Genomic DNA, 15,777 nt, shown 5'->3' with positions numbered 1-15,777 from the left:
TTTTGTCTGAGTGCTAACGATAGTGGCTAACTTGATTGTAAAACGCGGGTAAAAATAAAAATTGCCAAGTCCAGCATATACATCCAACCTCATTCTTAAATGCCCAGATAACTGCTTATGAAGCAAATTAAATCGCAAAAAAATAGCCGCCTCATAATGGGACGGCTACCACCTGTTTCATGGGGATGTCATACGATCACTCGCGCTCCATCCGCACTCCAAAAAGTTGAAAAACATGCAAATCCGTAGCTAATTGCTTGGGTCAAGATGTCTATTTGACGCGGTTTTGACATACACTACACTCACTTTAGGCCACAAAAAACACCGGCCAGCCTAAGCTGATCGGTGTTTTCATTTGCACTTGTTAAATTAGATTTCTTCAGGAACCAACTTAACAGGCTTAGTGCCCATCCAGCCACAGATTTCTTCGAAAGTATCTGTGATAGCTTGAGTACCAGGTGCAAGGAGCTTACGAGGATCGTAGCCTTTACCTTGCTTGTCTTTGCCGGCTTCGATGTATTCACGAGTAGCTTTAGCAAAGGCCAATTGGCATTCAGTGTTGATGTTGAGTTTGGAGATACCCATGTGGATAGCCTTTTCAACTTGGTCTTGAGGGATGCCGGAGCCACCGTGCAAGACAAGAGGTAATTCAACAGCGTCAGCAATTTCTTGGAGACGGTCGAAGTGCAGGCCCTTCCAGTTAGCAGGATATTGGCCGTGGATGTTACCGATACCAGCAGCTAAGAAGTCGATGCCAGTTGCAGCTAAAGTCTTAGCTTCTTCAACAGATGCTAATTCGCCTTCGCCGACAACACCGTCTTCTTCACCACCGATAGAACCAACTTCAGCTTCGACGGAAATGCCTTTAGCATGTGCTAAAGCAACGATTTCCTTAGTCTTAGCAACGTTTTCTTCGAAAGGCAAGTCGTGGCCATCGAACATAACGGAGTTGTAACCAGCAGCAATAGCTTCCTTGGCAGCTTCGTAGTTACCATGGTCAAGGTGAATAACAACTGGGACAGTGATCGCCATGGACTTAACCGTTGCTTCGATCAGTTGCTTGCAAAGTTCGTAGCCGCCCATGTACTTAGCAGCGCCCATGGAAGTTTGGATAAGAACTGGAACGTTCAGTTCTTGTGCGCCTTTAAGAATGGCACGGGTCCATTCAAGGTTGTTGGTGTTGAACGCACCGATAGCGTAGTGACCCTTGCGAGCAGCTTGAAACAATTCAGTGCCGTGTACTAATGGCATGTATAGTTCCTCCTAAAGAATGAAAACTTATTTTTTTACCCTTTTATTCTAACATAGTTTATTCAATTGTGTCAGGAGATTTTGCAGTTAATGGTTGACACTGCTAGACTTGAGTGTTAACGCTTACTTATGCAAAAACTTTTGAAAAAAAGAAATTTCAGCACGCATTGGAGCATCATGGTAAAATAATCAGGTACCAATTGGTATAGGAGGAGAAACATGACACCAAGGATCAACGACATTACCCCAGCAGAATGGGATCTGATGCGTATCGTGTGGACTAAAGGGGACGTCCACAGCCGTGATTTGATCACTTTGCTTCAGCAAAAACGTGATTGGTCTGAATCCACGATCAAAACGTTGCTCGGCCGTTTAGTCAAAAAAGGCCTGCTGAATGTGAGCAAAGACGGGCGCCGGTTCACTTATTCTGCCACTGTAGATGAGCGCTCAGCGATGGATGAAACTGTCCAAGAATTATTCGCACACTTATGCGCGATGAAAAAAGGCCAAACGCTGGTCAACTTAGTGCAAGCGACTACCATGACCCAAGCGGATCTGGAAAGCTTGCAACAAGTGGTCCAAACCAAACTCGACAACGCACCTAGTATGGTGACTTGTGACTGTCTGCCACCGGGTAATGACGACGGTTGCTGCTAAAAATTTAAAATTGTAAGACAACGAGGTCATTGCGATGGCCTCGTTTTTAAATGGCGTTGAAATCAAAATGGTCTACCTGATTTTATCAGGGGATTTTTAGACGACTTTATTTCGTTGCTTTCATCTTCGCCAGCCATTGCGCCCATTTTTCTTCCAGCGAGCCTTGATCCAGCCTGATCACTCCAAGAGGTCCGTCGTCGGTTTCTTCCAGTGAGTCTTGCATCTCAATATTCTCCGCTTGCTCAAACCACAACGCGGTTGGCGCATCGCGCGTCAACTGCCAACGTGACTCAAGCAGAGGATGCATCGCGTGACGGAGTTTATCGATATGCGGCGTCGGATTTTCGTCTGAATCAAGCAGCACCGTTTGTAATTCCTGATAAAAATCTTTCAAGTTCAGCTGTTCGCTTAAAAATCGCGCCAGTAAAGTGTTGATTTCCGTACTCAAGGCGTCATAGTGATTGCGCTTGAGCCATTGTCGCAAGGTTTGTTTCAGGCGATTATTGGCTTTTTGCACTTGTGCTTGCAGCTGTTTTTCGGCACTTGGTGGTAAGGCTTGGCGCAGTTGCACCGGACCGGAAATCGTGACGCGGGTGCCGAGTTCTAGTGGTAAGTAGAACAGTTGGCTGAAGGCAACCATGGCAATGTCAGGATTTGGCTCGGGGGTTTGCGCCCAGTCGATATTTTCTGCGTCGATGTGGATCTTCATGACGCGGACCACTGCCGATTTCGTGCCTTTGATCGTGGTGATGGTGTCGATGCCCAGGATCGGGCCGTTAATTTCGCCTTGCATGCGATCATCCTCCTAAATGATAAGCGTCGAGTTGTGACAGCTCCCACACCGGCTGATGGCGCGCACGTTGATCAGCCAACCAAGTCGGGTCGTAAAATGGCATGCCGCGCCTTGCAAATTCGGCTTTTTGCAGTTCGACGCGATCAAACATGAAGCGGTTGAAGTCGCCGGCTTTGCGATGGGCGGTGTCTTCTGCGTCGGTGTTAAATAAGATGTCGCGTTCATCGCGGTACAGAAAATGGGTGACGTTTTGCACATCGACCAGCAAGTAGGTGATGGGTAAGCGGGCATCTAATTTTTGATCAAAGCGCAACGCGATCTCTTTGGCTTGTTGGGTAAACGTTTTGGCGCAGTGATTACGATGTTGACCAGTTTGGGTGAATTGCTTTTGGAACTGTTGCAACAGCGCATCTAGGGTTAATTTGTGATTGCCATAAGCTTGTAGTGCGTGAGTCAAGGTGCGGATCACTTTAGGCCAATCGTCAGTTTGGGGATGGTCAGTACTGGCCAGCCAGCGTTTAAAAAGTTTGAGCATGCTTGCGACTAATTGTTGGCGATTGCGCATCGCAAACTCACGGTCTTGTGGACTTTTCACCAAATGTACGCGCATGAGATGTCCTCGCATCGCGACCGGTTTGGCATACCCTAGAGCGCCTGAGCTTTTCGTGAAGACGGAATTATATGCAGCGAACAGTGTTTGCGGTGGCCAACCCAAGTTTTCATATTTACCAGCACGTGCGAAATTGGTGACCCCTAAAATAACGACGTCGTAAGTTCGAAAGCGGTCATTAGGTAACATAAATACCAATCGTTGCGCGCCAGCAGTGAGTGCTCGGATTTGAAACCCTCTGAGACTTTTCATTAACACGGCGTTCACCTCCAAGCCAAATTTTGAAGGCTGAGGGATGATCTGACAAATTTGAAGCACCAAAAACCAAAAAGAAAAAATTTCTAGCGCTCAAAAGTAATTAATAGTACTTGACTTTAGTAAACGTGTAAGCGTATACTAAAAATCAGGAGGAGTGTTCGACTTAGCGCAGGTCGATCGTACCACTTCGCGACGGGCGGCAGAGCCCGCTAAACTGCAGAGACGATCCCACAGCGACTGGGCTTAACGGTTCAGCTCCACTGGATCTCTGGTTTCAGAGTGCCGGCATAGAAGGGTCCGGATTGGACTCATACCAAGTAACTGCTGGGTGCACGATCCTCATGGTGACATGGGAAGCAAGGGCAAGCCTGTTTGCGAAAGGCAATGCAGAGCTGTTTAGCGATCAAAGTGGTTGAGGTCCAAGAAGCCAAGGCCCGCAGAAACGTCCTTGATACATTGAGAACTGCAAGCACGTAATCAAATCGGCGTTAAAGCCGCAAGTCCACGAAATAGGTAACTGTTTCGTGGATTTGTTGTGCTTTTGCGCCGAAATCAAAATAACCGCCACGCAATTTTGCTCATTGCGTGGCGGCTTTTTCATTATGGCCATAAGAAATTATCGACGGCAGCAGCGACTCGCGGATTATCTCGCAGCTTGGTATGTTGGGCATCTGGTCCGGTGAAGCGCAATTCTTGATAACTCGTCGTCCGCCCTTCAAGTAAATAGCCCAGCGCCCGGCTCGAGGCGTTCAAAATTTTTCCATCAGAATGCGAACCATCCATTAAGTCGCCGTAAATATTTAACACGGCCAAGCGGGGAAACCGGTCACGCCGGAAATACGCCATGCGATAATCCGGCGCCATTAAATGCGGTTGCCCATCGGGATCCAAGTGATTGTGGCGCGGTTGCATGTGCATGCGCGGAATACTGTCAAAAGGCCCAGCAATCGCGGCCCATTTTAACACCCGTGGGAGGTTTGGATCTTTACCGAAGCGCAGTAAATACCATTCGACAGCGGTGTTGCCCAGTGAGTGGGCGACAAAGTTCACCGACTGCACGTGATAGCGATCCTTTAAGCCGATCATCACTTGATGCAAATACATGCGCAGCCGATGAAAATCTACGGTGCGCGTATCTTCAAACACGACTTGCACCATCGGATGATGCATTTGCGAAGTCAACCGGCCCATAAAGGAGACTTCACCATCAGACTTGACGATGGCGATCAAAGCTGGTGTGGCATTGGCGTCGCGTTGCGCGGCTAACATTAAAGGGCGCATTGAGCGAATATTGCCGTGATGGCCATGCACGTAAAGCGTCACCGGTTGGGTGATTGTGCTGGCTTGTGTGGTATGTAGTGGCGAAAAACCGATCACCACCAACGCAAAACTGAGAATGAAAAAAAGTCGTCGCCGCATGTGCCCACCTCCAAAATAAACCGTTCTGCCTTTATTTTACAGCAAGCGTCGGCATGAAAATCGTGCGCAGCGCAAGCTTAAACTTTTCAAAGTGAAATCAGAAAATGACATTATAGGTTTTAACTATACTCCGTGATAGGAAAAGACGATGCCTAATTCGTTGACACGTTATGCCGATGTGGTTATGATGAGTTCAACATAAAGAAGCGATGAGAAGATGAGTAACCGATTCGTGTGTTTCAACAGAGAGCCGCCATTGGGTGTAAGGCGGCAAACGCACAGCGGTGAAGATGGTCTTTGTGGTTCGCGACATTTGAGCCTTGGTGAAAGTGTCATGGGTGCGCCCATTATCGCGCCGGAGTCTGATCGGACTTCATGAGGTGTCGGGTGTGAGCGCGACACGAATCAAGGTGGTACCACAGCATCGCTGTCCTTGACGTCTTGCAGGCGTCGAGTGCGGCGCTTTTTTATTTCCAGTGATTATGAGGAGGAGTTTCAACATGACCAAAACCATTATCGGGTATCCACGTATCGGGGAACATCGTGAATTAAAATTTGCCACACAAAAGTATTTCAAGCATCAAATCACCCAAGCCGAACTGCAAACCACGGCACAGCAGCTTCGTGCCAAGAACTGGAACACCATCCAACAAGCAGGGATCGATCAAATTCCAACTGGCGACTTTTCGTTTTTTGATACCACGCTAGACACCGCCAAATTGCTCAACATCGTGCCTAAACGTTACCAAGATCTGGGCTTGAACGACTTAGATGAATACTTCGCCTTAGCGCGCGGTTATCAAGGTGAAACCGGTGATGTCAAAGCCTTGCCGATGAAAAAATGGTTCAACACCAACTACCATTATTTGACCCCAGAATTTGACGCTGACACGCAAATCAAAGTCGGCGACTGGCAATTGTTTGATCAATTCAAAGAAGCCAAAGCCCAAGGCATCAACGCGCGCCCGACCTTGGTTGGCCCATACACCTTGTTGCGTTTGAGCCGGTTATTAGATGGCAAAAAAACTTCCGATTTTGTCGATGACTTGATCAAAGCCTACACCGAAATTTTAAATCAGTTAGCAGATCTTGGTGCTGAATGGATCCAAATCGACGAGCCCGCTTTGGTTTACGATCAAAGCGCAGAAGATTTGGCGTTGTTTAAGCAATTGTATCAACCGATTTTGGCGGCTAAAGGTGACTTGAAGGTCCTTGCGCAAACTTATTTCGGTGACGTCCGCGATTCTTACACCACGTTATTGGCCTTAGACTTTGACGGTTTAGGCTTAGATTTCAACGAAGGCCGCGATGCCAACTTACAAAGTTTGAGCGAATATGGCTTTCCTGCAGATAAAACCTTGTTTGCTGGTGTGATCAATGGGAAAAACATTTGGCGCACCAACTACAAACAAGCTTTGGCCTTGTTGCAACAACTGCCTAAAGAAGCGGTGTTAAGCACCTCAACTTCCTTGCTGCACGTGCCATACACCACGCAAAACGAAACTAAAATTGCGCCTAAAGAACTGCAATATTTAGCGTTTGCCCAAGAAAAGCTCCAAGAACTCGCTGATCTTGATGCGATCCGCGAAGCTGGTGTCGATGCCCCAGCTTATCAAAAGAACCAAGCCTTGTTCGCGACCCCACGCTACGAAGAAAACGCCGCATTAAATGCCAAAATCGCGGCCTTAAAGCCTGAAGACTATACCCGTTTGCCAAAGCGTGCAGAACGTTTAGCCCAACAAGCGAAAGTGTTGAACTTGCCACCCTTGCCATTGACCACTATCGGCTCATTCCCACAAACCGCTGCCGTCCGCAAAAACCGCGCCCAATTGCGCAAAGGCGAAATCACCGAACAACAATACACCGAGTTCAATCACGCCGAAGTGCGCCGCTGGTTGAAGATCCAAGAAGACCTCGGCTTAGACGTGTTAGTCCACGGGGAATTTGAACGCAATGACATGGTCGAATACTTCGGGGAAAACTTCGCAGGCTTCCGCTTCACGGAAAATGGCTGGGTGCAATCTTACGGCACTCGCGGCGTGAAGCCGCCGATCATTTGGGGTGACGTTTCTCGGACGCATCCGATCACTGTGGCGGAAACCGTTTATGCGCAATCGCAAACGGATCACGTGGTTAAAGGCATGCTGACTGGGCCGGTGACCATTTTGAACTGGTCATTCCCACGCGCTGATGTGCCAGCGAAGTTATCGACGGAACAAATCGCCTTGGCTTTAGCAGATGAAGTCTTGGATCTGGAAAAACACGGCATCAAGGTCATTCAAATCGACGAACCAGCCTTGCGCGAAAACTTACCACTGCGCAAAAAAGACTGGTATTCCAAGTATTTGGACTGGGCTGTGCCAGCTTTCCGCTTGACCGCAGCCAAAGTGCAGCCAACGACTCAGATCCACACGCATATGTGCTATTCCGAATTCCAAGACATCATCGGGGCCATCGATGCGCTGGATGCAGACGTGATTTCGTTTGAAGCTTCCCGGGCAGATTTGACCTTGTTGGATGTGCTGCATGATACGCATTTTGAAACCCATGTCGGCCCTGGTGTTTACGATATTCACTCACCGCGGGTACCATCCGTTGACGAAATCGTTTCAACCATTCACAAAATTTTGGCTCGGATCCCAGAAGATCATGTTTGGATCAACCCAGATTGCGGCTTGAAGACGCGCGAAGAACCAGAAACCATCGCCAGCTTGAAGAACATGGCTGAAGCGACGCGCCTGGTACGAAAGGAACGCCATGAAAGTCAATCAACTATTCAATAAACACCAAGTGATTTCATTTGAAGTTTTCCCGCCGCGCCAAAAATCCCCGTCGATCGATTTTTCGCGGATCTATGGCACCATGGATGCCTTGAGCCAACTCGATCCAGACTTTGTGTCCGTGACGTTTGGGGCAGGTGGGTCTAAGCGCCAAGCGGGAACCCTTGAAATCGCCAGCCTGATCAAAAGTGAATACGGCATTGAACCCGTCGCTCATCTCCCAGCCAGTCAGCTGACTGGTGCTGAAGTCGATGAATTATTGGACCAATTTGCGACGCATGGCATTCAAAACATTTTGGCGTTGCGCGGCGATATTCCCAAAAGCGGCCGCGTCGCCAATGATTTTGTCCATGCCAATGACTTAGTCGCCCACATTTGCGCGTCAGGGCATGACTTCAACGTGATCGGTGCGTGTTATCCGGAATGCCACCCAGAAGCCTCCGACCTCAATGCCGACATCGCGCATTTGAAGTTGAAAGTTGACGCTGGCGCCAATCAATTGATCTCGCAACTGTTTTTCGACAATCAAGTCTTCTATGATTTTGTGGCAAAATGTCGCGCCGCTGGTATCACGGTGCCGATCGAAGCCGGGATCATGCCAGTGCTCAACCAACATCAGATTCAACGCATGGCTGAAATGAGCGGCGTCAGCTTGCCAGAAAAGTTCACCGCCATGATGGCGCGGTATGAAGGCAATCCGATCGCGATGCGCGATGCGGGTATCGCTTATGCGATCGACCAAATCATCGATCTTTTAGTTCACGGCGTTGACGGCATTCACATTTACACGATGGATAATCCCACCGTTGCCGCCCGAATCGTGCAAGCCACCCGCTCTCTAGTACGCGCATAACAAGTAAGTCAGGACAAAAATCGTCCTGACTTTTTTGTTCGTTATACCAAATTGCCTAGCGGCACGAAAATTTGTGGGTGTAGCGCCTTGGCGCCACTGCGGAAAACTGGACAAGTTGCCAGTGCGGCCGGCGCCAGAAATCGGCCAAACCCAGGCCGATGTTCTTTTGCCTAGATTTAGAACCAAAGAAAACCACTTTGTTTCAAAATCTGCCGGTGAAATCTGCGCGAGCCGACAAAAACCGGCGTCTCACTTGATTTCACTGCCACAGGCAATTGTCCAGCTTTCCTCCGTTCTGCCTCGGCGCTTCCACCCACAAATTTTCTCTTCAGATATCAATGGCTCACAGATCATGCACGGCCACGCTGCGACGCCACTTGTTATGTGAATGTTGACTTAATATTGCATCATGTGATTTGTGGTCATCAGGTACCAGTGGGTCTGACTTCGCGCAGATGATTTGAGCTTGAGACGGAAGCTGGCCGTCGATGCATAGTGAGATTTCCGTTAGTGGTTCACCACTTACGGAAAGCCGCAGGGGAAGATCCACTTGGTTCAGGAGCGTAGCGAGTGAATCAAGTTAGCTTCCCCGAGGACCCTCACTATGTAGCGGCGAGCCAGCTGGAGTCCCAATTTCCAATCACCGACGCCCGATAGAGGTCTCACAGCAAATGCAAACTGCGATTCAAAAACAACGTCGTGGATTCAAAGACTTGATCTAAATAGCCTTCACCATGCGCCGTGCCAGCAAGCATGCGTGTCGCGTGAGGAATCCCGGCATCGCCTAAAGCTTGGGATAAGCGCGCCACGCCGCTGGTCGGAACGAATTCATTCAACGAGTTGGCCAAATACATCGGGCCAGTGGTGTCGGTCACATGATATGCTGGCGTGGCGGCGACATAATCGCTGGGATGCGGGAGATATTGGGTGATAAACCATTTGTAGAAGCTGTTATTCACACCGTCTTGGTTGATCGTGCGCGATGCGGCTGTGGCAAAGTTTTCCGTGTCACCTTGCACTGCCACGACGTCATTGTGCTGGCTTAACCAATCAGCAATGTCTAAAATGCCACTGAGGCTGACGGCGGGGATCCCGTATTTGATCGCCATTTCCACTGCCATATTACCACCAGCACTGCCGCCGACTGCTGCGATCGCACGCTTGTTAAACGGCAAGTCCCGTTTTTGAATCCAAGTCCACAAGCGATCCATATCAACAAGCGGTGCAGGCCAATGTCCGGCAGTATTTTCGCGATAGTTTGGCGCGATCACGAAGAAGTCGCGATCATTGAGGCGCTTGGCCCAGTCGGCTTCTTTGCGCTTGTCGCCGCGAAACCAGCCGCCACCATGGATCATGATGATACCAGCTTTGGCAGCGCCGCGCGGAGCGTAAAGGTCTAAAGCGAGCTGATGGATGTCATCGTAGTAAAGGTTTAATTGTTGTGCCATAACGGGCCTCCGATTAAATTTAGTCACTGCTAACGTCAATATAGCACCGCGACTAAATTTGGCAAATTTGAAGCATCGCAGGTACAATATAGGCGTGAGGTGAATACGATGAAACAAACCATTGCCTTATTAGCAGATATTCACGGCAACGTGTCAGCGTTTGACGCGGTGATTCAAGATGCGCAAAAAAATCACGCCACCAGCTTTTGGTTTTTAGGCGATTTATTTTTGCCAGGACCTGGTACGGATGACTTATGGCAAAAACTCGCCGCCTTGCATCCCCAAGTGTGGTTGCGCGGCAATTGGGAAGATGCTATTTTAGCGATGTTGTCCGGGCATTTTGAATTGGATGATCCTGGGGCGATTTATTTGGCGACATTAAGTGCTTATCTCAATGAGCATGTGTCCAGTGCGGTGATGTCGCAAATGGCCGCGCACCCGATCAGCACGGTGCAAACTGTCAACGGCGTCAAAATTCAAGCCAGCCACAACTTGCCTGATCGAGATATGGGCCGTTCGTTGTATCCGGCGCAACCGCAACAAAATTTCGATGACATGATGACCGCTGATTTGGATATCGCAGTATATGGGCACACTCATCAACAAGTGATGCGCACCACTAGCCGCGGACAGTTGATCATCAATCCCGGGGCGGTGGGGCAGCCTTACAGTTTATGGCCGAAGTTTTTTGCCGATCAGCGGGCCCATTATGCCTTGCTTGAAATCGATGACTTTGGGCGCGTGGATGTGAGCTTCCGCAAAGTCGAGTACGATCGCCAAAAAGAAATCGCACTGGCGCAACAACGCCACGTGCCGTATTCCTCACAATATGCATTTTTACGTGAGTCTGGTTCGACTATCACGCATGATCGGGATTTATTGGCGCAAGTCAACGCGGCGCATGATTATGTGGATCGCGTGGCGCGGTATTATCATAAACATTAAAGCGTAGGCCGACTCGTTCGGCCTTTTTTGTGCCAGGATAGTTGTGAACAACTAATTAATGTGAATTGCATTAATTTCTGAAAAATTGTTGACAGAATTATGAGAGAAGATTAGTATAATCTCATACTTAATTCATAGGAGGTTGTCAGGATGACAAACGCAATGCAAAATCACAAACAAAATCAAATTCTGGCAACCTTGTTGTTGAGCATCGACGTGTTGATTTAGTCGGTGCCCAGTTTGCATGCTGGCCACCGACGAATCCGGTGGCTAGTTGATGAATTCGACTAGCTGAGGTCTTTTCAGACCAGCGCTAGTCGAATTTTTTTATTCAAAAATCAGGAGGAATGACATTGGCACATCAAATTGCGATCCTAGCAGGCGACTATATTGGCCCAGAAATCATGGCCTCAGCAGAAAAAGTGTTGGCACACACCGCCAAGAAATTCGACTTTGCGTATGAAACCACAGCTTATCCATTCGGCGGGGAGGCCATCGACAAATGCGGCGATCCGTTGCCACAAAGCACGATCGACGGGGCAAAGCAAGCTGACGCGATTTTGCTTTCTGCAATCGGCGGGCCGAAATGGGATGCCGCCCCAAAGCGTCCAGAAGCCGGCTTGCTCGCGATTCGCCAAGCGCTTGGGTTATATGCCAATATTCGCCCCACTAAGATCAGCGAAAGCCAAGTCGATGATTCACCGATTAAGCCAGAGATCGTGCGCGGCACCGATTTTGTCATCGCCAGGGAATTGACCTCAGGTGCGTATTTTGGCAAACCACGTGAACTCGCAGAAGATCACGCCATCGATACCATGTATTATTCCAAAGATGAAGTGGAACGCATCATGGTCACCGGTTTTGATATGGCGATGCAGCGCAAGCAACATGTGACCATCGTCGATAAATCCAATGTGTTGGCCACCTCGAAATTCTGGCGGAAAACAGCTGAGCGTGTCTCTAAGCGCTACCCAAAAGTGACTGTTGACTACCGGTATATCGATGCCACCACCATGGCGATCATGACCCAGCCGACTGCGTTTGATGTGATTATCACCGCCAACTTGTTCGGCGACATTTTATCGGATGAAGCCGCACAAATCACCGGCTCGATCGGGACGATCCCTTCCATGTCTGCAGGCGCAGCTGGGCCGAACTTGTATGAACCGATTCACGGCTCGGCACCAGATATCGCTGGCAAGGGCATCGCAGATCCGATCGCAATGGTCAAAAGTGTGGCGATGATGATGCAATACTCCTTCAACCAACCTGACATCGCTGAAGCCATCGAACAAGCTTGCGACCAAGTGATCGCAGCCGGTATCACTACCCCAGATCTTGGCGGTTCGGCAACTACCGATGAAGTAACTGACGCGATCATCGCACGTATTTAATAGAAAGAAGACGACTGAAATGACGACAATGTTTGACAAACTTTGGCAAGATCATGTAGTAGCAGGCAAACCCGGTGAACCACAATTGCTGTACATCGATTTGCAATTGATCCATGAAGTGACGTCTCCTCAGGCGTTTGAAGGCTTACGCATGAATCATCGCAAAGTGCGCCGCCCAGATCTGACTTTTGGGACGATGGATCACGATGTCCCAACGGAAAACATTTTTAACATTCAAGATACCATCGCCAAAGCCCAAATCGACACCCTTGAAAAAAACTGCAAAGAATTTGGCATCACCTTAGCTAAAATCGGGGATTCCCGCCAAGGTATTGTCCATGTGGTCGGCCCTGAACGCGGGTTGACACAACCAGGCAAAACCATTGTCTGTGGCGATTCGCACACGTCAACGCATGGGGCGTTTGGCGCATTGGCTTTTGGCATCGGCACCAGTGAAGTGGAACACGTGATGGCCACGCAAACCATTTGGCAAACTAAGCCCAAAGCCATGGGCGTGCACGTCACGGGCAAGCTGCCACACAACGTTTTCCCCAAAGATATCATCATGGGCTTGATCGGCAAATACGGCGTGGCGTTTGGTCAAGGGTATGCGATGGAATTCTTCGGCGACACCATTGACGACATGTCGATGGAAGGGCGCATGACCATTTGCAACATGTGTATCGAAGGCGGCTCTAAAACTGGGATGGTCGCCCCAGATGCCAAAACTTACGATTATGTGGCTGGCCGGGAATACGCGCCAAAAGATATGGCCAAGGCGATCGCTTATTGGAAAAAGTACAAAACCGATGACGTCGCCGACTATGACAAAGTGATCGAATTCGATGTTTCCGAACTCGCGCCGATGATCACCTGGGGGACAAACCCTGGGATGGCCACTTCTGTACGCGAACCATTACCTGAAATTCAAGACGCCGATGATCAAAAAGCTTACGACTACATCGGCTTACATCCAGGGATGACCGCTAGTGAAATTCCATTGGATTATATCTTCATCGGGTCATGTACCAACGGGCGTTATGAAGATCTCAAAACTGCCGCTGAATTCATGAAAGGCAAACACATTGCGCCAAACATCACCGCTTGGGTAGTGCCAGGTTCACGAGCAGTGCGCAATCGTTGTATGGATGAAGGCATCGCCCAAACGTTTATCGACGCCGGGTGTGAATGGCGTGAACCAGGCTGTTCGGCATGTTTGGCGATGAACCCAGATAAAGTGCCAGCCGGCAAACATTGTGCGTCAACATCAAACCGTAACTTTGAAGGCCGGCAAGGCGCAGGTGCCCGGACGCACTTAGCCAGCCCGGCAATGGTCGCAGCCGCTGCAGTGGCCGGCCACTTCGTTGATATTTCACAAGCCGTGACGGCATAGGAGGCAAACATGGAAGCATTTACCACAGAAACCAGCAAAGCCATTGTGATCCCCAATGACGACATCGACACGGATATTTTGATCCCGAAACAATTTTTGAAAAATATTTTGCGCACCGGCTTTGGCATCAACGCCTTTTATCCATGGCGCTACCATGAAGACGGCTCACAAGTCGAAGATTTCCCCTTGAACCAAAAGGAGCATCAAGGCGCCACGATTTTGATCACTGGCAACAACTTCGGCTGCGGCTCCAGTCGCGAACACGCGGTGTGGGCCTTGACGGATTACGGTTTTCGCGCCGTGATTGCTGGCGGCTTCTCGGATATTTTCTTCATGAACGCCACCAAAAATGGCTTGTTGCCGATTATTTTGCCAGAAGCTGATCGCGCGATTTTGCGCGAATGCCAAGCAGATGAGGAAGTCACCATCGATTTGGAACAACAAGTCGTGAAGTTCCGCGATCATGCCTTCCACTTTGACATTAACGCCACGTGGAAAGAAAAGTTCCTCAAAGGCCAAGATGACATCAGCTTGACCGAGCAATACGAAGATCAAATCAAAGCCTACGAGGCCAAGCGCCCCGTATTTAATTAAAAAAAGGAGAACTGCCTATGCAAGCCACTACCAATCTTGAGCAACAACTCAACTACGCCAAAGAATCCCCATTGTTTTACAAAGTGTTCACCTTAGCTGGCATTGGCATTTTCTTAGATGCAGCGGATGTTTACATGGCCAGTGCCATCAACACCGCGATGATGAATGACAAATTTGCCACCGTTCAACAAGGTTCTTATTTCTTATCAGCCGGATTCTTAGGTTTGTTTATCGGCTCATTGTTAGCCGGATATATCGGGGACTTTTATGGTCGTCGCCGCTCTTATCAATTTAATTTGTTACTGTTTGGGGCCTTCACGTTTATCTCTGCGTTTATGCCTTCGATTCAATGGATGATCGCCTGTCGCTTCATGGCCGCCATCGGCTTAGGGGCAGAAATCGTCACCGGTTATGCCGTCGTGAACGAATTTGCGCCAGTCAATCGCCGCGGTTTTTGGTCGGGGATGATCGCCATCGTCGCCAATGCCGGCGCGCCGATCACGTTATTGGTCGCAACCTTTGCTGTACCGAACTTGGGCTTCCGTTCCATGTTTATCATCATGGGTGTGGCAGCCATCATCCTTTGGTTTGCCCGTCACAACTTCCCAGAATCTCCACGCTGGTTGATCGCCAAAGGTCGCACCAAAGAAGCGCAAGTCATTATCGATGAATTAAATGTTCGCGGTTCATATCCTGTCACTGAGAAAAATGAAGACGAACGTCGCGTGAAGGTCTCCTTTGGCCGTGGCGTGTTTGTGGCCTCTGTTGCTGTCGGTGCCGCACTGCTTTGCCAATACACGTTTACTTCATGGGTGCCAACGCTTTTGGTTCAAAAAGGCATCAGCATTTTCTCTTCCATCGGCTTTTCTGCGGTGATGATGTTAGGCGCCCCAATTGGTGCCACTATCGGGACGGTGTTAGTTGAACGCACCGGCCGCAAAAAGCTGATCGTCACCACTTTCATTTGCACTGCCATCTTAGGCATCGCTTATGCTTATGAAACCACGACGGTCGGCACCATCATCAATGGCCTGCTGTTAACCACCACATTCTACGTGCTGATGGCTTCAGTCATTTCGGTTTACACCAACGAGCTGTTTGAAACCAAGTACCGTTTCCGTGGTGCTGGGATCGCAAACGCTGTGGCGAAGCTGTTAAACGTCTTAATGCCAACGGCGGTCGCATATGCGATCACGCAAGTTGCGCCAAGTGCCATCTTCTATGGCATCGCTGTGATGGCGTTGATTGCCGCGGCGGTTGTCGGCTTCTTTGGTCCTGAAACGACGGCCAAAGAAATTAAATAGGTTTCCCTTTTAAAACTTCGATGTGATGTGAACCCATTGGGTTGGACAATTAAATAACTTGGTTATGCAGCCTCTTGA

13 protein-coding genes are annotated in these 15,777 nt (G+C 49.2%); 8 read left to right on the top strand and 5 right to left on the bottom strand.

From position 1 onward, the window contains the following. Window positions 1-369 precede the first annotated feature (369 nt). Complete coding sequence (gene fba / locus FD01_RS15565) at window positions 370-1,251, bottom strand: class II fructose-1,6-bisphosphate aldolase (protein ID WP_054717849.1); 882 nt, start codon at window positions 1,249-1,251, stop codon at window positions 370-372. 219 nt (window positions 1,252-1,470) lie between these two features. Between fba and FD01_RS15560 the strand changes: the two genes are divergently transcribed. Then, window positions 1,471-1,908, top strand: coding sequence for a CopY/TcrY family copper transport repressor (locus FD01_RS15560; RefSeq protein WP_056965280.1), 438 nt, complete (start codon window positions 1,471-1,473; stop codon window positions 1,906-1,908). Between the two features lie 106 nt (window positions 1,909-2,014). Here the strand turns inward: FD01_RS15560 and FD01_RS15555 are convergent, their stop codons facing one another. The 3 genes from FD01_RS15555 to FD01_RS15545 form a co-directional block, all read right to left on the bottom strand. After that, window positions 2,015-2,701, bottom strand: a complete 687-nt coding sequence (locus FD01_RS15555; RefSeq protein ID WP_054717846.1) for a hypothetical protein — start codon at window positions 2,699-2,701, stop codon at window positions 2,015-2,017. Between the two features lie 4 nt (window positions 2,702-2,705). Further along, the gene (locus FD01_RS15550) at window positions 2,706-3,563 is read right to left on the bottom strand and encodes a hypothetical protein (protein WP_156647341.1); all 858 of its coding nucleotides are present in this window, start codon (window positions 3,561-3,563) and stop codon (window positions 2,706-2,708) included. Between the two features lie 606 nt (window positions 3,564-4,169). Then, window positions 4,170-4,988, bottom strand: coding sequence for an alpha/beta hydrolase (locus FD01_RS15545; RefSeq protein WP_054717841.1), 819 nt, complete (start codon window positions 4,986-4,988; stop codon window positions 4,170-4,172). Window positions 4,989-5,488: 500 nt separating this feature from the next. On the opposite strand from FD01_RS15545, the gene metE reads away from it, so the two are divergent. Both metE and metF read left to right on the top strand, forming a co-directional pair. Then, on the top strand, window positions 5,489-7,771 hold the full coding sequence (gene metE / locus FD01_RS15540; RefSeq protein ID WP_056965278.1) for a 5-methyltetrahydropteroyltriglutamate--homocysteine S-methyltransferase: 2,283 nt from the start codon (window positions 5,489-5,491) through the stop codon (window positions 7,769-7,771). Beyond that, entirely contained in the window at window positions 7,746-8,621 is an 876-nt protein-coding gene (metF, locus tag FD01_RS15535) for a methylenetetrahydrofolate reductase [NAD(P)H] (protein WP_054717839.1), read from the top strand. The genes metE and metF overlap by 26 nt, the downstream gene beginning before the upstream one ends. Before the next feature lie 662 nt (window positions 8,622-9,283). Here the strand turns inward: metF and FD01_RS15530 are convergent. Continuing rightward, on the bottom strand, window positions 9,284-10,069 hold the full coding sequence (locus FD01_RS15530) for an alpha/beta hydrolase (RefSeq protein ID WP_056965276.1): 786 nt from the start codon (window positions 10,067-10,069) through the stop codon (window positions 9,284-9,286). A gap of 108 nt (window positions 10,070-10,177) precedes the next feature. Here FD01_RS15530 and FD01_RS15525 point away from each other — a divergent pair, with 108 nt between their 5' ends. From FD01_RS15525 to FD01_RS15505, 5 genes are all read left to right on the top strand, one after another. After that, window positions 10,178-11,014: a metallophosphoesterase family protein gene (locus FD01_RS15525; RefSeq protein ID WP_056965274.1), complete on the top strand. Its 837-nt coding sequence runs from the start codon at window positions 10,178-10,180 to the stop codon at window positions 11,012-11,014. A 347-nt stretch (window positions 11,015-11,361) separates the two neighbouring features. Further along, the gene (gene leuB / locus FD01_RS15520) at window positions 11,362-12,408 is read left to right on the top strand and encodes a 3-isopropylmalate dehydrogenase (protein ID WP_056965272.1); all 1,047 of its coding nucleotides are present in this window, start codon (window positions 11,362-11,364) and stop codon (window positions 12,406-12,408) included. Between the two features lie 19 nt (window positions 12,409-12,427). Next, window positions 12,428-13,801, top strand: coding sequence for a 3-isopropylmalate dehydratase large subunit (leuC, locus tag FD01_RS15515; RefSeq protein WP_056965270.1), 1,374 nt, complete (start codon window positions 12,428-12,430; stop codon window positions 13,799-13,801). 9 nt (window positions 13,802-13,810) lie between these two features. After that, window positions 13,811-14,395: a 3-isopropylmalate dehydratase small subunit gene (gene leuD / locus FD01_RS15510; protein WP_054717837.1), complete on the top strand. Its 585-nt coding sequence runs from the start codon at window positions 13,811-13,813 to the stop codon at window positions 14,393-14,395. A 17-nt stretch (window positions 14,396-14,412) separates the two neighbouring features. Then, entirely contained in the window at window positions 14,413-15,699 is a 1,287-nt protein-coding gene (locus FD01_RS15505) for an MFS transporter (RefSeq protein WP_056965268.1), read from the top strand. The last annotated feature ends 78 nt before the right edge of the window (window positions 15,700-15,777 follow it).

Source organism: Lacticaseibacillus manihotivorans DSM 13343 = JCM 12514 (assembly GCF_001435035.1).
GTDB classification, from domain to species: domain Bacteria; phylum Bacillota; class Bacilli; order Lactobacillales; family Lactobacillaceae; genus Lacticaseibacillus; species Lacticaseibacillus manihotivorans.
The sequence above is the reverse complement of the archived record's forward strand: the minus strand, read 5'-3'. Positions and strand labels throughout refer to the sequence as shown.

Bases quoted from the DNA above. Each gene is read 5' to 3' on its own strand.
- fba (WP_054717849.1), bottom strand. From the start codon at position 1,251: ATGCCATTAGTACACGGCACTGAATTGTTTCAAGCTGCTCGCAAGGGT.
- FD01_RS15560 (WP_056965280.1), top strand. From the start codon at position 1,471: ATGACACCAAGGATCAACGACATTACCCCAGCAGAATGGGATCTGATG.
- FD01_RS15555 (WP_054717846.1), bottom strand. From the start codon at position 2,701: ATGCAAGGCGAAATTAACGGCCCGATCCTGGGCATCGACACCATCACC.
- FD01_RS15550 (WP_156647341.1), bottom strand. From the start codon at position 3,563: ATGAAAAGTCTCAGAGGGTTTCAAATCCGAGCACTCACTGCTGGCGCG.
- FD01_RS15545 (WP_054717841.1), bottom strand. From the start codon at position 4,988: ATGCGGCGACGACTTTTTTTCATTCTCAGTTTTGCGTTGGTGGTGATC.
- metE (WP_056965278.1), top strand. From the start codon at position 5,489: ATGACCAAAACCATTATCGGGTATCCACGTATCGGGGAACATCGTGAA.
- metF (WP_054717839.1), top strand. From the start codon at position 7,746: ATGAAAGTCAATCAACTATTCAATAAACACCAAGTGATTTCATTTGAA.
- FD01_RS15530 (WP_056965276.1), bottom strand. From the start codon at position 10,069: ATGGCACAACAATTAAACCTTTACTACGATGACATCCATCAGCTCGCT.
- FD01_RS15525 (WP_056965274.1), top strand. From the start codon at position 10,178: ATGAAACAAACCATTGCCTTATTAGCAGATATTCACGGCAACGTGTCA.
- leuB (WP_056965272.1), top strand. From the start codon at position 11,362: ATGACATTGGCACATCAAATTGCGATCCTAGCAGGCGACTATATTGGC.
- leuC (WP_056965270.1), top strand. From the start codon at position 12,428: ATGACGACAATGTTTGACAAACTTTGGCAAGATCATGTAGTAGCAGGC.
- leuD (WP_054717837.1), top strand. From the start codon at position 13,811: ATGGAAGCATTTACCACAGAAACCAGCAAAGCCATTGTGATCCCCAAT.
- FD01_RS15505 (WP_056965268.1), top strand. From the start codon at position 14,413: ATGCAAGCCACTACCAATCTTGAGCAACAACTCAACTACGCCAAAGAA.